15 protein-coding genes are annotated in these 20,255 nt (G+C 71.2%); 3 read left to right on the top strand and 12 right to left on the bottom strand.

Going from position 1 to position 20,255, the window contains the following annotated elements:
* Window positions 1–10 precede the first annotated feature (10 nt).
* The 12 genes from DC008_RS26710 to DC008_RS26655 form a co-directional block, all read right to left on the bottom strand.
* Window positions 11–2,332: a non-ribosomal peptide synthetase gene (locus tag DC008_RS26710; RefSeq protein WP_208645987.1), complete on the bottom strand. Its 2,322-nt coding sequence runs from the start codon at window positions 2,330–2,332 to the stop codon at window positions 11–13.
* A complete protein-coding gene (locus DC008_RS26705; RefSeq protein WP_108709125.1) occupies window positions 2,329–3,261 on the bottom strand; it encodes a beta-ketoacyl-[acyl-carrier-protein] synthase family protein in 933 nt (310 codons plus the stop codon). Before DC008_RS26705 ends, DC008_RS26710 begins: the two co-directional genes overlap by 4 nt.
* A 60-nt stretch (window positions 3,262–3,321) precedes the next feature.
* Window positions 3,322–3,603, bottom strand: coding sequence for a hypothetical protein (locus DC008_RS26700; RefSeq protein WP_108709124.1), 282 nt, complete (start codon window positions 3,601–3,603; stop codon window positions 3,322–3,324).
* A complete protein-coding gene (locus DC008_RS26695; RefSeq protein ID WP_164492385.1) occupies window positions 3,603–4,517 on the bottom strand; it encodes a chlorinating enzyme in 915 nt (304 codons plus the stop codon). The genes DC008_RS26700 and DC008_RS26695 overlap by 1 nt, the downstream gene beginning before the upstream one ends.
* A gap of 136 nt (window positions 4,518–4,653) precedes the next feature.
* Complete coding sequence (locus DC008_RS26690; RefSeq protein ID WP_108709122.1) at window positions 4,654–6,486, bottom strand: ABC transporter ATP-binding protein; 1,833 nt, start codon at window positions 6,484–6,486, stop codon at window positions 4,654–4,656.
* A complete protein-coding gene (locus DC008_RS26685; RefSeq protein WP_108709121.1) occupies window positions 6,483–8,273 on the bottom strand; it encodes an ABC transporter ATP-binding protein in 1,791 nt (596 codons plus the stop codon). The genes DC008_RS26690 and DC008_RS26685 overlap by 4 nt, the downstream gene beginning before the upstream one ends.
* Window positions 8,274–8,343: 70 nt before the next feature.
* A complete protein-coding gene (locus tag DC008_RS26680) occupies window positions 8,344–9,426 on the bottom strand; it encodes an amidinotransferase (protein ID WP_108709120.1) in 1,083 nt (360 codons plus the stop codon).
* Window positions 9,419–11,095, bottom strand: coding sequence for a carbamoyltransferase N-terminal domain-containing protein (locus DC008_RS26675; protein ID WP_108709119.1), 1,677 nt, complete (start codon window positions 11,093–11,095; stop codon window positions 9,419–9,421). The genes DC008_RS26680 and DC008_RS26675 overlap by 8 nt, the downstream gene beginning before the upstream one ends.
* The gene (locus DC008_RS26670; protein WP_108709118.1) at window positions 11,092–11,310 is read right to left on the bottom strand and encodes an MbtH family protein; all 219 of its coding nucleotides are present in this window, start codon (window positions 11,308–11,310) and stop codon (window positions 11,092–11,094) included. Before DC008_RS26670 ends, DC008_RS26675 begins: the two co-directional genes overlap by 4 nt.
* Window positions 11,307–13,064, bottom strand: a complete 1,758-nt coding sequence (locus DC008_RS26665; protein WP_164492384.1) for a SidA/IucD/PvdA family monooxygenase — start codon at window positions 13,062–13,064, stop codon at window positions 11,307–11,309. The genes DC008_RS26670 and DC008_RS26665 overlap by 4 nt, the downstream gene beginning before the upstream one ends.
* Window positions 13,061–14,038 (bottom strand): fatty acid desaturase family protein, encoded by a 978-nt coding sequence (locus DC008_RS26660; protein ID WP_108709116.1) that lies wholly within the window; start codon window positions 14,036–14,038, stop codon window positions 13,061–13,063. The genes DC008_RS26665 and DC008_RS26660 overlap by 4 nt, the downstream gene beginning before the upstream one ends.
* 389 nt (window positions 14,039–14,427) lie before the next feature.
* A complete protein-coding gene (locus DC008_RS26655) occupies window positions 14,428–14,922 on the bottom strand; it encodes a GNAT family N-acetyltransferase (RefSeq protein ID WP_208645985.1) in 495 nt (164 codons plus the stop codon).
* Between the two features lie 206 nt (window positions 14,923–15,128).
* Between DC008_RS26655 and DC008_RS26650 the strand changes: the two genes are divergently transcribed.
* From DC008_RS26650 to DC008_RS26640, 3 genes are all read left to right on the top strand, one after another.
* On the top strand, window positions 15,129–16,163 hold the full coding sequence (locus DC008_RS26650) for an Inducer of phenazine A (protein WP_235072183.1): 1,035 nt from the start codon (window positions 15,129–15,131) through the stop codon (window positions 16,161–16,163).
* Window positions 16,164–16,331: 168 nt separating this feature from the next.
* Entirely contained in the window at window positions 16,332–18,410 is a 2,079-nt protein-coding gene (locus tag DC008_RS26645) for an iron-containing redox enzyme family protein (protein ID WP_244221421.1), read from the top strand.
* The gene (locus DC008_RS26640; protein ID WP_108709113.1) at window positions 18,403–20,238 is read left to right on the top strand and encodes a carbamoyltransferase family protein; all 1,836 of its coding nucleotides are present in this window, start codon (window positions 18,403–18,405) and stop codon (window positions 20,236–20,238) included. The genes DC008_RS26645 and DC008_RS26640 overlap by 8 nt, the downstream gene beginning before the upstream one ends.
* Window positions 20,239–20,255 lie beyond the last annotated feature (17 nt).

The following is a 20,255-nucleotide window of genomic DNA, read 5'->3' as shown; positions in this document are numbered from 1 at the left end:
CCCTCCGGTCCTAGTCCCGCGCTGACGGGATCGTCGTCCTGCGGATCGTCGCGGCCACGTCCCGCAGCGTGTCGTGCATGAGCCGGGCCGCGTCGGGTTCGACCCCCAGGGCCGCCCGGCACTCGTCACGCAGCCGGAAGGTGAGCAGCGAGTGGCCGCCCAGCTCGACGAACGTGTCCAGCACGCTGATGGAGGACCGGCCGAGAACCCGGTGGTAGATGCGGACCAGCGCCGCTTCGAGTTCGTCGGCGGGCGGCTCGACCGGCCGCTCCCGCTCGGTGAGTTCCTGCCAGATCTTGATCAGTTCACCCTGGTCGATCTTGCCGTTGACCGTCGCCGGCAGGTAGTCGACCGGCACCACGCGGTCCGGGCGCATCTGCGCGGGCAGCACCTCTGCGGCGTGGGCCAGCACGGCCGCCGGGTCCAAGTCCGCGGCGGAGTCCTGGCCGGCGGGCACGACGAAGGCGAGCAGGCGCAGCGGCTGCCCATGGGCGAGCACCGCGCAGTCGGCGACGGCGGGGTGCGCGGCGAGCACCGACTCGACCTCGCCCGGCTCGATGCGCAGACCACGGATCTTGACCTGCCGGTCGATGCGGCCGAGGTGCTCCAGCGCGCCGTCCGGCCGCTGGCGGACGAGGTCTCCGGTGCGGTACATCCGCGAGCCGGGCGGACCGTAGGGGTCCGCGACGAACCGCTCCGAGGTCTGGGCGGCCTGCCCCCAGTAGCCGTCGGCGAGTCCGATCCGCCCGCTGATGTACGCCTCGCCGGGCGTGCCGACGGGGACGAGGTCGAGGTTGGAGTCGAGGACGGTCACCCGGAAGTTGTCGGCGGGCTGGCCCACGGGGACGGTTCCATCGACCGAGCCCACGTCGACGATGTTGTCGGTGACCGGCCCGGCCTCGGTCGGGCCGAAGGCGTTGACGAGTTCGCTGCCGGGCAGGACGGCGGAGAATGACTCGGGGATGCGGGGGCTCATCGGTTCGCCTCCGCACACCACCCACTTCAGCGCCTTCGGCGCGGCCTCGGCCAGTTCCTCCAGGTAGGCCGTCATCATCGTCGGCACCAGGAAGACCAGCGACACGTCGTGGTCGCGGGTGAGCCGGGCCAGGTGGCGCGGGTCCCGTTCACCGCCGGGACGGCAGATCACGAGCCGTGCGCCGTGATAGAGCGGCCAGAAGACTTCCCAGATGGAGATGTCGAACCCCGGTGACGCCTTGAACAGCGCCGTCTCGCCCGGCTGGTAGGGGTACTGCCGTTGCATCCAGAAGATGTTGGCGAGGGTGGCCTCGGTCCGTGACACGACGCCCTTGGGCCGCCCGGTGGTTCCCGAGGTGTACAGGATGTGCACCAGTCCGGGGCCGGCGTCGACGTCGGGGTTCGTCACCGGGTGCCCGGCGCCCGGCTGTTCCGTGTCCACGTCGTGGATCTGCCAGGCCCCGTCGGGCAGATGGCCGCGGCAGGCCGGGTCGGTGAGCACCAGCAGGGGGTCGGCGTCGTCGAGGATGAGGGCGATGCGCTGGTCCGGCAGATCCGCGTCGAGGGGCACGTAGGTGGCGCCGGTCTTGACCGCCGCGTACACCGCGACGACCTGGGGTATACTGCGGCGCAGGCAGATCCCGATCCGGGCGCCCGGGCCGGCGCCGAGTGCCCGCAGATGGTGGGCCAGCCGGTTCGCCCGCTCGTTGAGTTCCCGGTAGCTGACCGTGGTGCCGTCCTCGTCCTGGAGGGCGACGGCGTCCGGGGTGCGTGCGGCCTGCTCCTCGAAGGGGCCGGCCATCGTGCGATATCGGATCACCGGCTCCCGGTACGGGTTGAGGCCGTGAAGGATCCGTTCGCGTTCCTCCGGCCCCACCAGAGGATGGCTGAGCATCGGGGCGTCCGGGTCGTCCGTCAGGCCGGTGAGCAGCCTGCAGAAGGCGTGTGCCCAGGCCTGCGGGGTGGGCACGTCGGACGCGTCGGTCAGGGACTCGACGTACAGGTTCCGGCCGGTCGCGCCGATCAGCAGACTCACGGCGACCGGGGGTTCCTCACCGTGTTCCGCTGCGAGCGGTGCCTCGGCCCGGGCGGCCTGCCGCAAGGCCTCGCGGAAGCTCGTCTCCGCGTCCGGCGTACCGGGGCCGGGCACGACCGCCTCGGCCTCCTGCCGGGTGACCCGGACCCGGCAGTCCGTTCCGGGATGGGGCAGCCGGGCGGCGAGGACCCCCGCGCACAGGGACAGCGCGGTGAACTCGTCGACGCCGGCCGCCTCGGCGAGGGAGCGCAGGCCGTCCAGCGCGTCCGCCGGCAGGGCGATCGGCCCGATGCAGTCGGCCCTGTCGAGCAGCCCCTTCACGACGCGGTCCCTTCCAGGAGTACGCAGGCGTAGAAACCCGGCGCGAGGGACTGTGCGAGGTACGTCTGCCCGGCGCGGACGCCGACGCGCTCGTGGTGATCGGCCAGGTTGATCATCCAGTCGGCGTTGCCGCAGTGCCCGTAGGCGGCGAGTGTCTCGGTGAAGTGCAGCCGGTCCGGCGGCAGTCCGACCGAGGAGGCGTTGAACAGCGTCAGCGGCTTGTACAGGTTGGCGGCGAACACCCGTGTCAGCTGCCCCCGTTGCCGTCGGCCCGCGCGCAGGGCGGCGGCCAGCGCGCGGTCGGCGACGGTCTTGCGGGACGCGAACGTGTCCTGGCCGCGCAGTCCGTCCGGGTCCACCTTGACGGCGGACGAGACGAGCCGTACCAGTCCGGGCTCGTGCCGGGTGAGCGTGCAGGCGACGGCGGCGTCCCCGAACAGGGCGTAGGGGCGCACCCGGTCACGGTCGTCCGGCACGAAGTCCAGAGCGACCATGACCACATGGGTGACGTCCGGATCCGCGAACAGGTCCCGCGCGTGCCGCAGTGCCGTGAGCGAGCTGCAGCACCGCTGGTAGGACACCAGATGCGGCACACAGTCGTCCAGGCCGCAGGCGAGCAGCACCTGTTCGGCGAAGTCGGACGGCAGCAGGGCGAGCGTCGGGTCACTGGTGGCGAGGACGAGGTGACCGACGTCCGCGGGCCGTGCCCCCGAGCCGCTCATGCTGCGGCGCACGGCATCGACGACATGGTCGAGCACCGGCCGGTTCATCTTCCGGTAGGTGCCGCAGCCCATGTCGCCGAAGTCCGTGCCGAACGACGCGGTCTGCCACAGGGCGTCGAAGCCCGGGATGTTCTCCGGCTTGTTCTCCAGGTCGCCGAAGACACACGCGAACGACCCGATGCCGATGTTTTCGAGATCCGAGATCATGGTTCCTTCGATCGGCCGTGCGGACGGGAACTGCCGACGCCGGGCTCCGCGACAGCGGGGTCAGGTCCGGGGCGCCACCGCCGCGCTCGCGTCGATCTCGCGGAGCACGGAGAGGATGCCCTCGACGTCGCCCAGCCGGGAGACCCATTCCGGCTGCATGGTCACCGAGTTGCCCGTGTACTCCTCGATGTAGTTCACGAGGATCAGGACCATGTTGAGCGAGCTGATGCCCAGATCGGCGCGGGTCGTCGCGCCGGCCACCTGCTCGTAGGTGAGGTCGGCGGTCATGGGCTGCTTGGCGAGGAAGTCGGCGAACTTGCGCCGGTAGTCGTCGGTGGTCATCAGTCCACCTTCGGGAACGGGAACCCGTTCAGGTTCTCGGTGTGGATGCGGTTGTGTCCCCACCGGTCCTCGCCGGAGACCAGGACGCTGCCGTGGTAGTCGAGGCTGATGGCGTCACCGAACCCGCTGAGGCTGTCGATGTGCTCGTAGACCCGCACCGACGGCGAGACGTACCGGGTGGCGAGGCCGAGCCGCTTGGTGTCGCTGACGTTCGGCAGAGACCCGTGGATGCACTTCGCCAGGAAGATCACGAACTGCCCGGGCTTCATGGGCATGGTGACGATCTCACCGGCGTCCGGGTCCCAGTCGGCGTCGAGCTTCAGCTCCGAGTAGTCGTAGCCGAAGAAGTCGTGGGACTTGCTCTCCACGTTCCGCGACATGGGCTTGGTCTCGTCGTAGTACCACTTCTTGTGACTGCCGGGGATGAAGCGGAGGCAGCCGTGCTCCTCGTCCGCCTCGGAGAACGCCGTCCACACCGTCAGCTCCTGGGTGGCGGCGGTGCTCTCCTCGGTGTAGCGCAGCGAGGGGTAGGCGACCGACTCCGACTCGAAGACCGTGAAGGCCTCGACCTGGTGCCAGCCCGTGCCGGCCTCGCCCGGCTGCTTCTCGAAGATGTTGGTCTTCCAGCAGATGATGTCGTCGCCCATCAGGCTGCGCAGCTTGTGCACGACCGTGGGGTGGGCGATGTGCCGGGAGAGGGTGTCGCAGTCCAGATGGCGGTCGTAGTTGATGATGGTCGACTCGTGCGGCTTGTTGCGCGAGGTCACCATCTCGATCATGGCCTGGTTCCAGTGAAGCCGGGCCTCGTCCTCCGAGTAGAGGTCGAACGGCCCGATGAAACCGTTCTCCTGGAAGGACTTCACCTGCTCGGGCGTCAGTCCTTGAGCCGCCGTTTTGCTGATGCCTTCAGCCACCATGTCTTCCTTTCGCCGAAGGTGCCCACGGGTTTGAGCCACCTGAAATGAGGGAGGAACGGGGCCGATCAGGCTCACCATATGGGGGCCCGAGCGGCGCGTCTTGTCACCGGAACCAGGGTCCGGGGGGTGCGGGTCAAGGGTGCGCGGTGCCGGCGGTGGCCCGCCGCCAGTCGTCGTAGAGCCCCGCGTACACGCCGTCAGCCGCGAGCAGTCGGTCGTGCGGACCACGCTCCACCAGCCGCCCGTCCTGGAGGACCATGACCTCGTCGGCCCGTTGCGCCACCGCCAGCCGGTGCGCCACGGTCACCGAGGTGCGTCCCGCGGTCAGCCGGCGCAGCGCCTCGATGAGCGTCAGCTCGATCTCGGGGTCCACCGCCGAGGTCGCCTCGTCGAGGATCAGGCACGCCGGGTCGGCCACGTGGGCACGGGCCAGGGCGACCAGTTGCCGCTCCCCCGCCGACAGGCTCTCCCCGCGCTGTCCGACCGGGGTGTCGAGGCCGAGCGGCAGGCCGGCGAGGAACGTCTCGGCGCCGAGCTCGCGGAAGGCCAGCTCGATCTCGCCACGGGTGGCGGACGGGCGGCCGTACCGTACGTTCTCCTCGATCGTGGTGTCGAAGAGGAACGGCTCCTGGGGTACCACTACAAGACGTGAGCGCAGTGAGTCCGTGGCGATCTCGCGGACGTCCACACCGCCGATCAGTATGCGGCCGCTGTCGGGGTCGGCGAGCCGCGCGATCAGTTTCGTCAGCGTCGTCTTGCCGGAGCCGGTGGCGCCCACCAGGACGATCTGACGGCCGGCCGGCACCTCGAACGACACGTCGTCCAGGGTGGCGTCGCCGCCCGGATAACTGAACCTCACGTTCTCGACCACCACGCCGGGCGGCCCGGGCGGCAGCCGATGGCCGTCGACCGGCTCGGGGACGTCCTCGGCGATGTCGAGCAGCGCCAGCACACGCCGCCAGCCGGCGACCGCGTTCTGGGTGAAGTCGATGACCTGGGTGAACTCCGTGATCGGCGCCAGGAACAGCGTCACCAGCAGGATGAACGCGACCAGTTCACCGGCGCTGTGTCCGGCCGACGGCCCGATCGCGAGCCCCACCGCGACGACGGCGACCACGATGACCACGGCGAACAGGTCGGCCAGCGAGAACAGCACTCCGCCGAGCACTCCGGCGCGGGCCTTGGAGTCCCGCCACCGGTGGATGGTGTCCGAGGTCCGGCGCAGACTCGGCTCCTCCACGCCGTACGCCCGGATGACGGCGGCCCCCTGGATCGTCTCGGAGATGACGGTCAGCAGATCGGCGACGCGCACGCGGACGGCGGTGTGCGCGGGTCCGAGGCGGGTGACGACCATCCGCACCAGAAGCAGCAGGGGCACGGTCAGCACCACCGTGACCAGCGTCAGCCAGATGTCGTAGTAGGCCATGCCGGCGACGGCGGCCAGCATGATGGCACCGTTCACCAGCCAGGCGATGCCGCCCCACTGGAGGAACATGCTGAGGGTCTCGACGTCGGAGGTGACCCGGGACACCAGCTTCCCGCGCGCCTCCGCGGAGTGGTACGCCACACTCAGCCGGTGCACATGGGTGAATGCCTGGACCCGCAGGTCGTACAGTGCGCGTTCGCTGGCGATCGCGAGCCGCGCGAGACCCGCCCAGTTGACGACGGCGGTCAGCACCACCACGAGCCCCGCGAGCACGCTGAGAACCATCAGCCGACGACCGCTGATGTGTCCGGAGACCAGTCCGCGGTCGATCACCTGCTGGATCAGTACCGGGACGGCGAGCCGGCCGGCCCCGCCGAGCAGGGCGAGGACGACGGTCACCGCCAGGCCCCGGCGGATCGCGGGAACGGCCGCGAGCCCGCGCCGGATCACGGCGGTCGTCGACCCGGTGACGCTCTCCGGGTCCGCCGGGTCCGCCTGGGCGGCCGGCGCCGCCGGGCCCACCGGCTCGGGCGTGGTCATGTCTGCACCTGCTCTCGCTCGTACGCGCGGATCAGCCGGTCGTAGCCGTCGAGCCGCAGCAGGTCGGCGTGCGGTCCGACGCCGGCGACCCGGCCCTGGTCGAGGTAGACGACGGCGTCGGCGAGGGCCAGGGTCGCGGCACTGGTGGTGACAACGATCGTCGTGGTCGACGTGAGGCCGTCGGCGAGGCCGCTCATGATCTCCTGCCGGGTCGTGGCGTCGACGGCGGAGGTCGCCTCGTCGAGCAGGAGCAGGCGGGGCCGGCGGGCCAGGGCCCGGGCGAGTGCGATGCGCTGGCGTTCGCCGCCGGACAGGGTGACGCCCCGCTCCCCGACGAGTGTGTCCGGTCCCTCGGGCCTGCCGTCCACGAGACCGGTCGCCCGGGCCAGGCGCAGCGCCTCGTGCAGGCGGGGATCGTCGGCGGCGCGAGCACCGTCGAAGTCGAGCAGGACGTTCTCGGCCAGCGACGCGGCGAACAGGAACGGCTCCTGGAAGGCGGCGGCGACGGCCCTCGCCCGGTCGGCTGCGCTGATCCGGGACAGATCGGCACCGTTGACCAGCACGGTGCCGTCCGGCACCGGCAGCAGGCCGGCCAGCGCCAGCAGCAGCGTCGTCTTCCCCGAGCCGGTGCCGCCGGTGACGGCGACCGTGACGCCGGGCGGCACATGGAAGCTCACGTCGGACAGCGCGGTGGAGCCGCCCTGATAGCTGTAGGACAGGCCGCTGACCCGCACGTCGAGCGGGCCGTCGGGCAGCGGTTCGGGCTCCGACGTGGCCGCGGGCAGCGGCTCGTCGAGCACGGACCGGACGCGGGCGTAGCCGGCCAGCATGCGCGGTACGTCACCGAGCACGTTGCCGATGGTGCGCACCGGCACGACCAGCATCGCGAACACGTTGACGAAGCTGACGAGGGTGCCGACCGTGATGTCCCCGCTGTTCACACGCAGCGCGCCGACGACGACCATGGCCAGGGAGGTCGCCGACGGGATCGATTCGATCAGTGAGTCCAGCAGCCAGTCCCGGAGGGCCAGTCTGATCTTCGCGTCGCGCAGTGCGGCCGCCTCCGTGGCGAACCGCTCCCGCTCGACACCCTCCCGGCCGAGCGTCTTGACGAGGGCCGCGCCGTCGAAGCTTTCGTGGGCGACCTCCGTCACCCGGCCCAGGCGCTCCTGGACCGCCCGCGCGGGCGCCTCCACCTGTTTCTGGTAGACGGAGTTGACCAGCAGCAGTGCGGGGACCATCGCCCCGCCGACCAGGGCGAGCACCGGGTCGACGGCGGTCGCCCAGCCCGCGGTGACCAGGAACAGCACGAACATGCCGAGCACGTCGGGCAGCCGGGCCGGGAGTTCCGCGGCGGCCTCCGCGTCGGTCGTCACGTGCGCCAGCTTCTGGCCGGTCGGGTGGGCCTGATGGAACGTCATGGGCAGCCGGTGGTAGTGCCGGACGACCGCCTCGCGCAGGGTGGCGTCGAAGCGCGCCCGGGTCACCACGAGGGTCCAGCGCCGCAGCAACCCCGCGGCGCCCTGCACCACTCCGATCGCGGCGACCGCCAGCAGCACCGCGACGATCGTGCCGACCGCGATCCGGCCGTCCTCGAACCGCGGGATCACCACATGGTTGACCAGTTCACCCAGTGCCACCGACCAGGCGACCAGACTCGTGCCGTACAGCAGCGAGCCGACGAGCCCCCAGATGACCGGGCCGGGGTGGGCGCGGAGGGCGTCGAGCAGCAGCGCCCCCGCTCGCCGGACCTGGGGGAATCGCCTGGCCGTCGTCCGTTCTGCCATCGTGCCTTTCCTGTCGCTCACCGGCCCCGTGCCGCGCCACACCGCTCCCGGTCCCTCCCGGTGAGGGATCTCAGAGGTAGGACCGCAGCTCCCCGCGCCGGCGTACGTCCGTGGTGGCGCAGTGGAACGAGCCGCCGAAGCTGTTGAAGGCGCGGAACGGGCAGGGGACCGGCGTGATGTCCCAGCTCTCGGCCAGTTCCTGCATGGGCCGGTCCTCGGCCTCGACCAGCATGTGCGTCTCGTCCAGCATCAGGACGTTCATGTTGATCCACTTGCTGGTCATGTACAGCGGGTGCCCGTCGGGTATGACGGGGCTCGGCGCCCGGCGGACCTCCCAGTCCTTGAACTGGCTCGGCACCTCGGGCACCCGGTCGGGGTGGACGAGCAGCTTGCCGGGCGCGAGCGGCATCAGGCTCGCGTCGATGTGCATCGGGTGGTCGTCCGCGAGTTCCACCACGTGGACCTGGTAGTCGTCACCGATCAGCCGGCGCACCCAGTCGATGCCCATCATGTTGGTGACGTGGCTGCGCTGCGCGAAGATGTCCCGGCCGCACCGGATGAAGTCGGCCGCGTCGAAGGTCGGTTCGAACTCGGTGATCACCGAGCGGAACGGCTCGCCCTCGGGCTGGTCGGTCCAGTCCTCGACGTACAGTTCGTCGCTCAGTTCGGGGCGCGGGGCGGCGGACCAGCGGGCGCCCGCGCGGAAGTACTCCTTGAGCAGCGGGCGGTAGGCGGAGCTGGCGAAGTACCGGGACCGCCAGGCCATGGGGGCCTCGATGATGTGCTCGCCGACGACCAGCAGGAGGTCGCGCGGCATCGCGTCGTACAGGCCGGTGCTGGTCCAGCCGGGCGCTCCGAAGGACCGTCCGTGGTCGCGCGGGTCGGGCCTGCGCACCCGTACGCCGTGGTTCTTGAGGATCTCGACGAGCTGGTCCAGCTCGTCGCGGGCCGCGGCGACCTCGTCCGCGGGGAAGGGCTGCCCGGCCCGCTCGCGGAACACTTCGCGTTGCCGCGGTGAGAGAGGCGCGGCCGTCACGGCGTCATAGGGCGGGAAGTGCGCGCCGTCGACGGTCCCGACGATGACTTCCTCCAGCGGGTCCCACTCGTTGTAGGCGCGGACCGGCGACCCGGTCCCCTGCGCTGACTCAGACACGGTTCGTCCTCCGCTCGTCGGTGTACAGGGTGCCGCCGGACCACACGTACGAAGTGCCGGCCCACTCGGTGGCCGTGGCGACGTCGGGGAAGAACCCGTGTCCCGCCAGGTTGGCGCTCGTGTTGCACAGCAGCGGGATGCCGCTGAGACGGTGGTACTCCTCGAGCACGCGGCCGACCCGGGTGTGCGGTGTGTCGGGACGGACGGTCTGCAGCCGGGCCGTCCCGTCGAGATGCAGCACCGCCGGCACCCGCTGCGCCCAGCCGTCCCGCAGCCGGTGGTCGAAGAGCATGTACGGATCGGCTCCGCCGGGCGAGAAGACCTCGGAGGCCGCCGACTCCAGGCAGATCGGCGCGACCGGCCGGTACGGCTCACGGTGCTTGATGCGGTTCAGCTCGTCCTTCATGGCCGGTGACACCGCGGCGGCGAGGATGCTGCGGTTGCCGAGCGCCCGCGGGCCCAGTTCGGCCCGTCCGTCGACCACGACGACCGGCTCACCCGTGGTGTGCAGCAGCGCGGCCAGTTGCGCCTCGTCGCAGTCCTGCGCCGACCAGCCCGCGGCGGGACGGCTCGGGGTGAGGGCCGGACCGCTGTACACGTCCCACTCCAGCACCGGGTCGCCGCCGTCGTGCAGCACCTCGCACAGGGCGGTGCCGAGGGCGGCCCCCGAGTCGTTGGTGAACGGCGGGACCCAGACGCCGGTGAACAGCCCGCTGGAGCGGATCATGCTGTTCCACTTGATGTTGAGGGCACACCCCCCGGCGAGGCAGATCGGCAGCGGCGCGGGCAGCTCGAGCCGGGCCACGGCGTCGGTGAGCGCGGCGACCAGTGTGCGGCCGATGAACTCCTGGAAGGAGGCGATGAGATCGGCGCTGGAGTGCGCGGGGAACAGTGCGGCGCAGCGCTCGGCGAGCCGTGTGCCGGCCTCCGGTCCCAGCGAGTCGAGGCCCAGGTCGGCGACGAGCTTGTCGAGCGCGGCCAGCACGTCGTCGTCGGCCGCGCCGAGGCCCGCGTACGCCATCGCCTTGCCCGCGGTGCCGAGGTGGTGCTCGACGACCCGGACCTCACTGAGCCCGTCCAGCGGCTTGCGGAACGGCTCCAGGGCCATGCAGAAGTACGTGAACGCGTCGCCGACCAGCCCGAACAGCGGCCCCTGGTAGTCGCCGGTCACCTGTTGCCCCGGGCGCAGCACGTACAGGCGGGGCAGCGTGCCGCCGTCCCAGACGAGTCCCAGCGCCGTCTGCCCGGCGTACGGGCCGGTGCAGTAGCTCGCGTAGAGGTGATGGGTCGCGTGCGGGTAGCTGCTGTAGCCCCCGGCCAGCGGGCTGCCCGCGATACCGTCGAAGGTGAACCTCGGGGGCGGGGCGGGGGTGAACGGGTCGGCGACGTAGGGCGCGGTGGCGACGCTGACCGGCCTTCCCGCCGACAGGGTGTCGATCCGCGGCGGCCCGTCGTCCTCCGACCACCATCCGTCGACGACGAACCGGTCCACATCGGCCACGTCGAGCCCGTGGTCGGCCAGGACGGCGGTGATCCGGTCGAGGTCGCCGAGCGCGCTGTAGCGCCGGCCGTTGCCGAGCTTCTCCATCTCGGCGCTGAAGACGAGGCGCTGCCCGTCGAGGACGGCGACGGCGCCGTCGTGGGAGACCTTGACGCCGCAGACGATCATCGGGCGTTCCCGCTCATGGCCGCGCGGAGACTGGCGGGCCGCATGTCGGTCCACAGTTCGCCGATCCGGGCCAGGCACGCCTCGCGGGCGGCCGGTTCACCGACCGTCGTCCACCCGGCCGGCACCTCGCGGTCGGAACGCCAGATCGAGTACTGCTCCTCTCCGTTGCGCACGATCACATACGTCTCGCCGGTCGTCTCGTCGGTGTCGCTCATGACTGCCCCTCGGTCTCGGTCCGGACGGTGCGCTGCTCCCCGCCCGCGTGGACGCGGCCGGACAGGCTTTCGATCTCGATCTCGATGCCGACCCTGGCGCCGGGCGGGTCGACGGGACCGGCGGGTTCGACTCGGGCCAGGTGGGCGGTGATCCGGTCCCCCTCGCTCACCGGCCGGAGGTGTCCACGCACGTCGACGGAGACGGGCAGGCCGGGCGCGGCCGGGTCCGGGGCGAAGACGGCGAGCACCTTGGCGCCTTCGGCGTACGGCGCGGGGTCGGCGCGGTCCAGGACGCCGAACAGGACGCCGTGCCGGCCGCGGGTCCGGTCCAGCGTCAGCGGCAACCGGGTCACGACCGGGAAGTCGTCGGTCCCGGCACCGACCAGAGTGGCGGTCCCACACCGCTGGACCCGTGCGACGAGCGCCTCCGCGTCGTCCCCTTCGGCCGGGAACGCCCGCGACATCGAGCCGCCGTCCTTCACGATCGCCGTGATGATCTGCTTGGACCTGAACGGCAGCAGAGACAGCAGTGTCTCGCCGAGTCCGTGGGTCGCCTCCGCGAGCCCCTGGAGGTACAGCCCGCAGGTCAGCTCTTCGCTGGTGCGTGCCCGGTGGTCCTGGGTGACCACGGGCCGGCCGTCCTCACCGAGGTCGAGGTGGGGCAGGACGTCGCGGTAGATCTCCGTGTCGAGTTCCCGCCGGTACCCGGTGGCCAGTACGAGGGCGTCCGTGCGCAGTTCGTGGGCCCCCGCGCCGAAGCGGCTGTGCACGCCCACGCGCACGCCCGTGCCGTCTTGGTCGGCCCAGGTCAGACGGGATCCGTCGTGGATGACGAGCCTGGGGCGCCCGCGTACCTCGTCCGCGTAGACGAGCCGGTACAGGTCGTCGAGGAAACCGGCCTCCACCACGCCGTAGTTGGTGTTGCGCAGACGGGCGGCGTAGTCGCGCCGGTTCTCCTCGCTGCGGAAGTAGAACCGGTCGGCGTTGGCCTCGAAGAACTGCTCGTTGGCGAACGGGTTGTTGTCGGTGGCGCTCAAGGAGTACCCGGGCAGCACCAGGTGGACGCGGGCGTTGCGGTAGTGCTCCAGCAGGTACCGGGTGATCTCCCCGGCGCTCTGCCCGTCCCCCGCCACCGCGAACTCCCAGTCCCGGTCGTGGTCGGTGAAGGTGCCGGGGAAGCGGGACAGGAAGGCGCTGGAGTGCAGTATGGCGCGCCCGGTCGACACGCCGACGGGCACGACGGGCCGGCCACCGAGGGCGTGCACCACGTTACGGGCGTGGAACTCGACGACCTCGTCGGTGGTGGTGTCGGTGGCGGTCACCCGCCACAGCGACAGACTGCCGTCGTCGGCCCGCACCGGTGACACCGAGGTCACCGCCGAGCGGTAGCGGACGACGTCGGCGAACTGCCCGCCGACCCAGCGCAGGTAGTCCTGGAACTCCAGCCGGGTCGGCCGGAACTCGGAGAGGTTCACGAACTTCTCCAGCCGCCCCTTCGCCTTCTGGTACGAGAGGAACGTGAAGGGGCTGGCCAGGTTGCGCAGGGACACCAGGTCCTTGAGGAACGAGATCTGCATCCGGGCGCCTTCGATGAGCATGCCCTCGTGCCAGCGGACCTCCGGCGAGCGCTCCAGGAACAGGCAGCTGCGGTCGGGGGCGATCTCCTGTGCGGCGATGGCCAGCGCGATGTTCGACGGTCCGAAGCCCAGACCGATCAGGTCGTACGGGTCGTCCCTGGTGCCGAGTTCCTTCACGTACCGCTCCTTCCTCGACGGCTCGCCGGCCGGCTCGTGCGGGCGGCGCGCCCCGTGTCCAGAAAGCCGACCAGGGCCGGCACCGGGGAGACCACACGTCCGGCCTCCTCGAACTGCTCCTGGTACTCCTGGGCGACCTCGGGCAGCCGGCTCCAGTGCGTCGCGGGCCGCAGGTGGTGCTCCTGGTGGTAGCCGTCGTTGAAGGTCAGCAGGTTGTACAGCCGGCCGTAGTGGCTCACCGAGTTGGCGTACCGGCTCTCGGGCTCCGCGCCGAAGTGCCGGTAGTAGTTCTGGATGTTGACCAGGGTGAACGCGAGGGCCACCGAGGGCAGGTAGCACAGCAGGGTCCACTGCCAGGACAGGACCGCGAGCAGCGCCGTGAAGGCGAGGAGCCCGAGCCGGTCCCATCGGATCTGCCTCAGCTCGGCGGCGCGGCGCTCGGGGTGGCGGGCGGCCAGGCTCAGCAGGGTGGTCTCGCGGCGGCCGACTGCGCAGCCGCGGCCGAGCATCACCCAGGTCAGAGCCCACTCCTGGGCGGAACCGGCGAGTCCTCGCACCAGGTACCACCAGAGGCGGGCGTGCTCCCCCTCGCGGCCGTAGCGGAAGGTGGAGGTGATGTCGGCGGTGGTCCCGTCGCGTTTGCGGTCGTTGTTGTAGCGGTGGTGGTTGCGTACATGCGTGAGGTGGTAGGCCTGCACGGACTGTGCGATGTTCGCCGAACTGATCGCCGACAGCAGGCTGTTGAGGCGGTTGTCGGTGAACCAGGGCTGATGGACGAACAGATGCGTCACCACGATGATCGAGTACGTCATCATGGCCGTGACCAGTGCCGCGGACGCGAGCCGGGGCCACAGGGCGTCCGGGGTCAGCGCGGCGAGCACGATCGTGCCGGTGAACTGCGTCAGAGTGATGGCGAGCAGAATCGCGTCAGCCGGGCTGTTGCGCCAGAACCGTCGCGCCTTGGCATCGACCATTTCACCAGCACCTTTCGTACGCATGGCGGACCGCCCGGTGATTCGGCGCAGCGGTGATTCCCGGCGCCCGTGCGGGAGCGCCGCAGAGCGCCGTATCAGGTGTCGGAATCGGGAAAGGGCGCCCTGGATGACGGAGCCCGGGATTCAACGACGACGCTATCCGCGGGCATGACTGTCAACGATGTGCCGCAGTGGCCGGCGGTGGCGCCACCGGCGTCCAACTGTTCCCTTTCGGCATTTGGAATGCGAAGAGGGAACGCGGGGACGGGGAGAGCACAGCGGGCGCGGGCACGCCGAAGCGGCGCGGGTGGCCGAGCCCCGCGCCGCTTCCGTCGTCTCTCGGGTACCGGCCGAGCCCTGCCAGGACCCGGCCCGCGTCCCGCTCCTCGTCAGCCGGCCAGCATGAAGATCAGCTCGGTGACGGTGGCCTGGCGGCCGGGAGCGAAGGAGTCCTCGCTCCCGACGCGCACGAAGCCGTTGCGCTCCAGCACCCGCACGGAGCCGGTGTTGTCCTCCACGACCCGGGCGTGGAGCGGCCGGTGCTTCACCTCTTCGAGCAGCCCCGCGACGGCCGCGGTGGCGACTCCCTTGCCCCACCAGTCCTTGCGGATCCAGTAGGTGAGTTCGATGTCGCCCTCCATCGGGAACGTGGCGACGCTCCCGACGACCTCACCGCCCACCTCCACGACGCGGTTGACGATCTCCTCGTCGGCAAGGATCTTGCGGTACTTCTGCTCGAAGGCGGCGGCGTCGCGCGCGGCTCCGGCGTCGGTGAAGGCGGCCAGCCACTGGGCGTCCTCGTCGAGCTGGATCTCGAAGAGGACGGGGATGTCGTCCTCGGTCAGCGGCCGCAGCGAGATGTCCCTGGCCCCGTTCTCGGTCATCACGCCTCCGCGTGTAAGCAACGACGGTCGTTCCCCCATCAGAATCGCGCCGAGGCTAACACGTGTGCACGCACGTCGGGGCGGGATCTCCAGGAGCCGGCCAGGAGCCCTTTTACGGGACACGCAGCGCCGCCGGGGGGGCATTAGGTTGCGGGCAGGGTTTCCGGCCGGAGGGCCACCTGCTGGCGAATGGAGGTCGTCCTTTGGTGCGGCAGACCGAGCTGTTGACGCCTCAGCTGTCCGACTATCTCGATTTCCTGGACCGCGGGGAGATGCGGTACCTCCCGTATCTGATGTATTTCAACCGCCCGAACTTCCGGTCCGCGGCGATCAACACGGACCGGCTCGGATTCCGGATCTCGCACGGCCCGGACGGCACCGGCTCCGTCGGCGGCGAACGGCTCGAGGGACCCGTACGGCTGCTCGTCGGTGGGTCCGTCTCCCTGGGATACGGCGCCACGAGTGACGCGACGACCATCGCCTCCCGGTTGTGGACGAAACACGCTTCGAGCCGCCCCTGGTTCACCTTCGGCGCGCCGTACCTCAACTCCACCCAGGAGCTGCTGCTGTTCATGCTGCACCGGCACCTGCTGCCGCCGGTCGACGAGATCGTCGTGATCAGCGGCTTCAACACCCTGGTCATGGGGCAGTTGACCGGTGCGGACGTCGGTGTGCAGGAGCCGTTCTTCTTCTGCAACGAGTACTTCGAGAAGATGCAGGAACTCCGTGCGCGCCACGCCGACACCGCCAAGCCCCGGCGCTGGAGGGCCGGGCCCCGGCCCGCGTCGCAGTCCGTAGCGCCGGCGCCGGGCCGCCCGACGACTGCGGGCCTGATCCGGACGGCCGTCGACGTGACCATGCGCAACCTCGACAGCTGGCTCGTCATGGCCTCCGCGACGGGCGCCCGGGTCAGCTTCGCCCTCCAGCCGCTCGCCACCTGGGTACGCGAGACACCGGCACCTCAGGAGAAGGTTCTGTTCGACGAGTTCGACACGGTCTCCGACTACGGGACGTGGGAGGAACGCTACGGCGACGTCGGCAGCATGGAGACGGGAGCGGCCTACGCCGCCGCGCTCGGCGAGGCCTGTGCGCGCAAGGGCATCCCGTTCGTGGACACGCCCTCCCGGCTCGCCGCGACGGCCGACCCGTCGGACTGGCTCTTCGTCGACCGCGGCCACTACACCGACGACGGCAACGACCTCGTGGCCCAGGTATTGGCGGACGACCTCGGACTGATGTGAGGCCCCGCCCCGAAGCGAACTGAGGTGATTTCTCCATGGCTTTCCTGCGGTCGCTGATCGCCAGGCTGTTCGGCCGTCGCAAGAAGAAGGCGAAGGGCGATGCCTCCATCTACCCCATGTTCTGACCGGGCGGAGCACGACGGGATCGCGACCCTGTCGGTCCGGACGGTGTTCGCGCGGGCCTGTGAACCCGAGGACACCCCGCTCGCCGACGCCCTGTGCTCCGCACTCTCCGGTGAACTGGACGACGCCGGCCACGCCGACGCGCTGGGCGACGGCCCCGCGGCGGTCACGGCGTGGGCCGACACCGAACGGGCCCGGATCACGCGTCTGTTCGCCGACGCCCGGCGCGAGGGCTGCGAGGACGTCCTGGTGCGCCGGGCGGTACTCGCCTGCGCGCCGCTGGCCCTGGTCGCGGGAGCCTGGCTCCAATGGCTGAGCGAACCCGGCAACGCGGAGGAGCCCGTCACCCTGCGCCTGCTCGCACAGTTCGCGTCCGATGTCGGCGCAGGGCATCCGGGCGCGTCCCGCGGCGACGCACACCTGGCTCTGATGCGGCACGTCCGGGTCGCAACGCACGCGCGGCCGGCCGCCGCGCTGGCACGTGACCGCCGTGTCACGGACACCTCCTTCCATCTGCCGGCTCTCGCACTGACGATGAGCCGCCGCCCCGGCCGGTACCGGGGAGAGATCATCGGCCTCGACCTGTGCCTGCGGGCCGCCGGGCTGCCGCCCCCGCTCGCGGGCGTGCGGGACCTCTTCCCGGAGGCGGCGGACTGGGTCGCGCTGGACCCCGGCCGGGCCCGAACACCGGCGCGGCACCCGACCGTCGACGACGCACGGGAGATCGTGGCCGCGTTCACCGGTGCGACCGGCCCGGCCGGCACGGCCGCGGTCGAGCGGGGCTTCGCGTGGGCGTTCGCCGCCCTGCGCCGCTGGAGCGAGGAGGCGTACCGGGAACTGGACGCCGCCCGTGACCCGGCCTTCGAGATGGCCGAGCTGATGCGCGCGCGGGCCCGCGAGGCGTCGGCGTACCACGACCGGTTCGTGCTGCGCGGACGTCCGCTCAAGGAATGGCTCACCGAGGCACGCGCCGACCCGGAACCGTTCCTTGCGGCGCTCGCCGGCAGTCGCCTGGTGCGGCCGGGCCGGTCCGGGGCGAGCCGCCTCACCGGCGAACTGGTGTCGGAGAACGGCCGGATGTTCCGGGTCTTCCCCGACGAGGACCTGGCCGTGATCAGGCGCTGGATCGACGCGCTGCCGGCGGAGCCGGCCGAGAGCGCGCGGCCCCGGTCCGCCGCGTACCGGCCCCCCTCGGTCGCGCTGCGTACGTCGCCCGCCGCGCAGGACGAGGACGGCGGCGCCCCGGCCGGTCCCCGGGAGGCGTACCCGCTTCTGCTGCGCCGCGCGCTCGCACCGGCCACCCGGCGCTATGCCCTGCGCTACGTCGAGGGGTGGCTGGCGCGCTCCCGGTACGGCATGGACAGGGCGGACCCGCCGCTGCCGGCGGTGCGCCCGGCGGACGGTCTGCGCCCCTGGCTGCTCGACCAGCACGACCTGCACAACGCCGAGTTCCAGGAGGGCACGGACGCGCCCCTGCCGGACCGTGCCGCCCTCATCGACTCGACGCTGCAACTCGCCCCGCTCACCCTCATCGACGGCGCCTGGCTCGCCGGCCACACCGACTACCAGCTCGCCGCCACCGAGCGTGGACAGTTCCTGTTCGCCACCTACTGGGACGAGTTGGGGAACGGCGAGGCCGAGTTGAACCATCCGCTGATCTACCGTGCGGTGCTGCGGGAGATGGGTATCGACCTGCCGCCGACCCGTTCGCCGGAGTTCGCCGCCTGGCCGGCCTTCCGGGACCGGTCGTTCGAACTGCCGGTGTACTGGCTGGCGATAGGGCGCTTTCCGCGCACGTACGAACCGGAGATCCTAGGCCTGAATCTGGCCATGGAACTCTCCGGAGTCGGCGGCAGCTACCGCCGCGCCCGGCAGGCGCTCGCGCACCACGGCTTCAGCACGATGTTCGTGGACGTCCACAACACCATCGACAACGTCGCGACCGGGCACTCCGCGTGGGCGGCCGACGCCGTCGACAGCTATCTCACTGAGCTGCCGACGACGGCTCGCGCCGACGCGTGGGACCGGATCCGGACCGGTTACCGCTCCCTGAACCCGCCTTCCGGATTCCGGGCCCGCCAAGCGGCTCGTCGCGCTCGAGTGGAGGCCTCCGCCCATGTCTGATCTGGTTCTCGGCATCTCCGCCTACTACCACGACAGCGCCGCCGCGCTGGTCTCCGACGGGCGGCCCGTGGCGGCCGCCCAGGAGGAGCGCTTCACACGCCGCCGCCACGATTCCGGCTTCCCGGCCAACGCGGTCGCGTACTGCCTGGAGGAGGCCGGCGTCACGCTGGCCGATGTGTCGGCGGTCGCCTACTACGAGGATCCGGCGCTCAAGTTCCGCCGGGTCCTCGCGACCTACCTGGGGGCGGTCCCGTACGGGCTCGCCTCGTTCCGCGACACGCTGCCCGGCTGGTGGTCGTGGAAGCGGCGGGCCGACGACGTGGTCCGCCGCGAGCTGCGGGAGCTGGACCGGGGCCCGGTGCCGCCCGTCGAGTGCCGCCGCCACCACGAGTCGCACGCCGCGTCGGCGTTCCTCGCGAGCCCGTACGAGTCGGCCGCCGTGCTGTGCATCGACGGCGTCGGCGAGTGGGCGACCACGACGCTCTGGCACGGGCGCGGCACCCGCCTCGAGCCGCTGGCGGAGATCCGCTTCCCGCACTCGCTCGGCCTGCTGTACTCGGCCTTCACGTACTTCTGCGGGTTCAAGGTGGACTCCGGGGAGTACAAGCTGATGGGACTCGCGCCCTACGGCGAGCCCCGGTACGCCGGCCTGATCCGGGAGCGGCTCATCGACGTCAAGCCGGACGGGTCGTTCCGGCTGAACATGCGCTACTTCGAGTTCCTCGGCGGCCAGGTGATGACCGGCCGCGGGTTCGAGAGGCTTTTCGGCGGGCCGCGCCGCGAGCCCGAGGGTGAGCTGACCCGCCGTGAGTTCGACCTGGCCGCCTCGGTGCAGCAGGTGACGGAGGAGGTCGTCCTCAGGCTCGCGCGAACGGCACGGGAGCTGACGGGCGAGTCACGGCTGTGCATGGCGGGCGGCGTGGCGCTGAACTGTGTGGCGAACGGGAAGATCGTCGCCGGCTCGCTGTTCGACGAGGTGTGGGTGCAGCCGGCGGCCGGTGACGCCGGAGGGGCACTCGGCGCGGCGCTCGCGGTCGCGGTGGACCGGGGCGCGGGCCGGCCCCATGTGGCGGCCGGCCACGACGCGATGTCCGGCGCGCTTCTCGGTCCCTCCTACGACGACGACGGCATCGCGGCGTATCTGACCTCGGCCGGCATTCCTCACCATCGGATGGACGAGGACGAACTGACCGCCGAGGTCGCCCGGTCGATCGCCGCCGGAATGGTCGTGGGCTGGTTCCAGGGCCGGATGGAGTTCGGTCCGCGGGCGCTCGGGTCGCGGTCGATCCTGGGCGACGCCCGCGACCCGCGGACCCAGTCGGTGATGAACCTGAAGATCAAGTTCCGGGAGTCGTTCCGGCCGTTCGCACCGTCCGTGCGGGCCGAGGACGCCAAGGACTTCTTCGATCTGCCGCAGGAGAGCCCGTACATGCTCGTCGTCGCGCCGGTCGCGCAGGCGGCACGCCTGACCGCCGAGGCGGATCCCGGTCTGACGGGCATCGACCTGCTCAAGGTGGTCCGGTCGGTGATACCCGCCGTCACCCACGTCGACCACTCGGCGCGGGTGCAGACCGTGGGCCCCCGGGACAACCCGGGCTATCACCGGCTGCTGACGGCCGTCGAACGGGAGACGGGCAGCAGTGTCGTGGTGAACACGTCCTTCAACGTGCGGGGTGAACCGATCGTGAACACGCCCCAGGAGGCGTACACCTGCTTCATGCGCACGGACATCGACGTGCTGGCGCTGGGCGGGTTCCTGCTGCGCAAGTCCGAACAGCCCGAGTGGCGCGAGGACGTGGACTGGCGTGCCGAGGTCCCTCTCGACTGACCGGTCAGTACCCCCGC

This window comes from Streptomyces nigra (assembly GCF_003074055.1).
Lineage (GTDB): Bacteria > Actinomycetota > Actinomycetes > Streptomycetales > Streptomycetaceae > Streptomyces > Streptomyces nigra.
Note: the sequence above shows the minus strand (reverse complement) of the source record. Positions and strands in the feature narration are given on the sequence as shown.

Bases quoted from the DNA above. Each gene is read 5' to 3' on its own strand.
- DC008_RS26660 (WP_108709116.1), bottom strand. From the start codon at position 14,038: ATGGTCGATGCCAAGGCGCGACGGTTCTGGCGCAACAGCCCGGCTGAC.
- DC008_RS26640 (WP_108709113.1), top strand. From the start codon at position 18,403: ATGTCTGATCTGGTTCTCGGCATCTCCGCCTACTACCACGACAGCGCC.
- DC008_RS26700 (WP_108709124.1), bottom strand. From the start codon at position 3,603: ATGACCACCGACGACTACCGGCGCAAGTTCGCCGACTTCCTCGCCAAG.
- DC008_RS26685 (WP_108709121.1), bottom strand. From the start codon at position 8,273: ATGGCAGAACGGACGACGGCCAGGCGATTCCCCCAGGTCCGGCGAGCG.
- DC008_RS26705 (WP_108709125.1), bottom strand. From the start codon at position 3,261: ATGATCTCGGATCTCGAAAACATCGGCATCGGGTCGTTCGCGTGTGTC.
- DC008_RS26675 (WP_108709119.1), bottom strand. From the start codon at position 11,095: ATGATCGTCTGCGGCGTCAAGGTCTCCCACGACGGCGCCGTCGCCGTC.
- DC008_RS26670 (WP_108709118.1), bottom strand. From the start codon at position 11,310: ATGAGCGACACCGACGAGACGACCGGCGAGACGTATGTGATCGTGCGC.
- DC008_RS26690 (WP_108709122.1), bottom strand. From the start codon at position 6,486: ATGACCACGCCCGAGCCGGTGGGCCCGGCGGCGCCGGCCGCCCAGGCG.
- DC008_RS26655 (WP_208645985.1), bottom strand. From the start codon at position 14,922: ATGACCGAGAACGGGGCCAGGGACATCTCGCTGCGGCCGCTGACCGAG.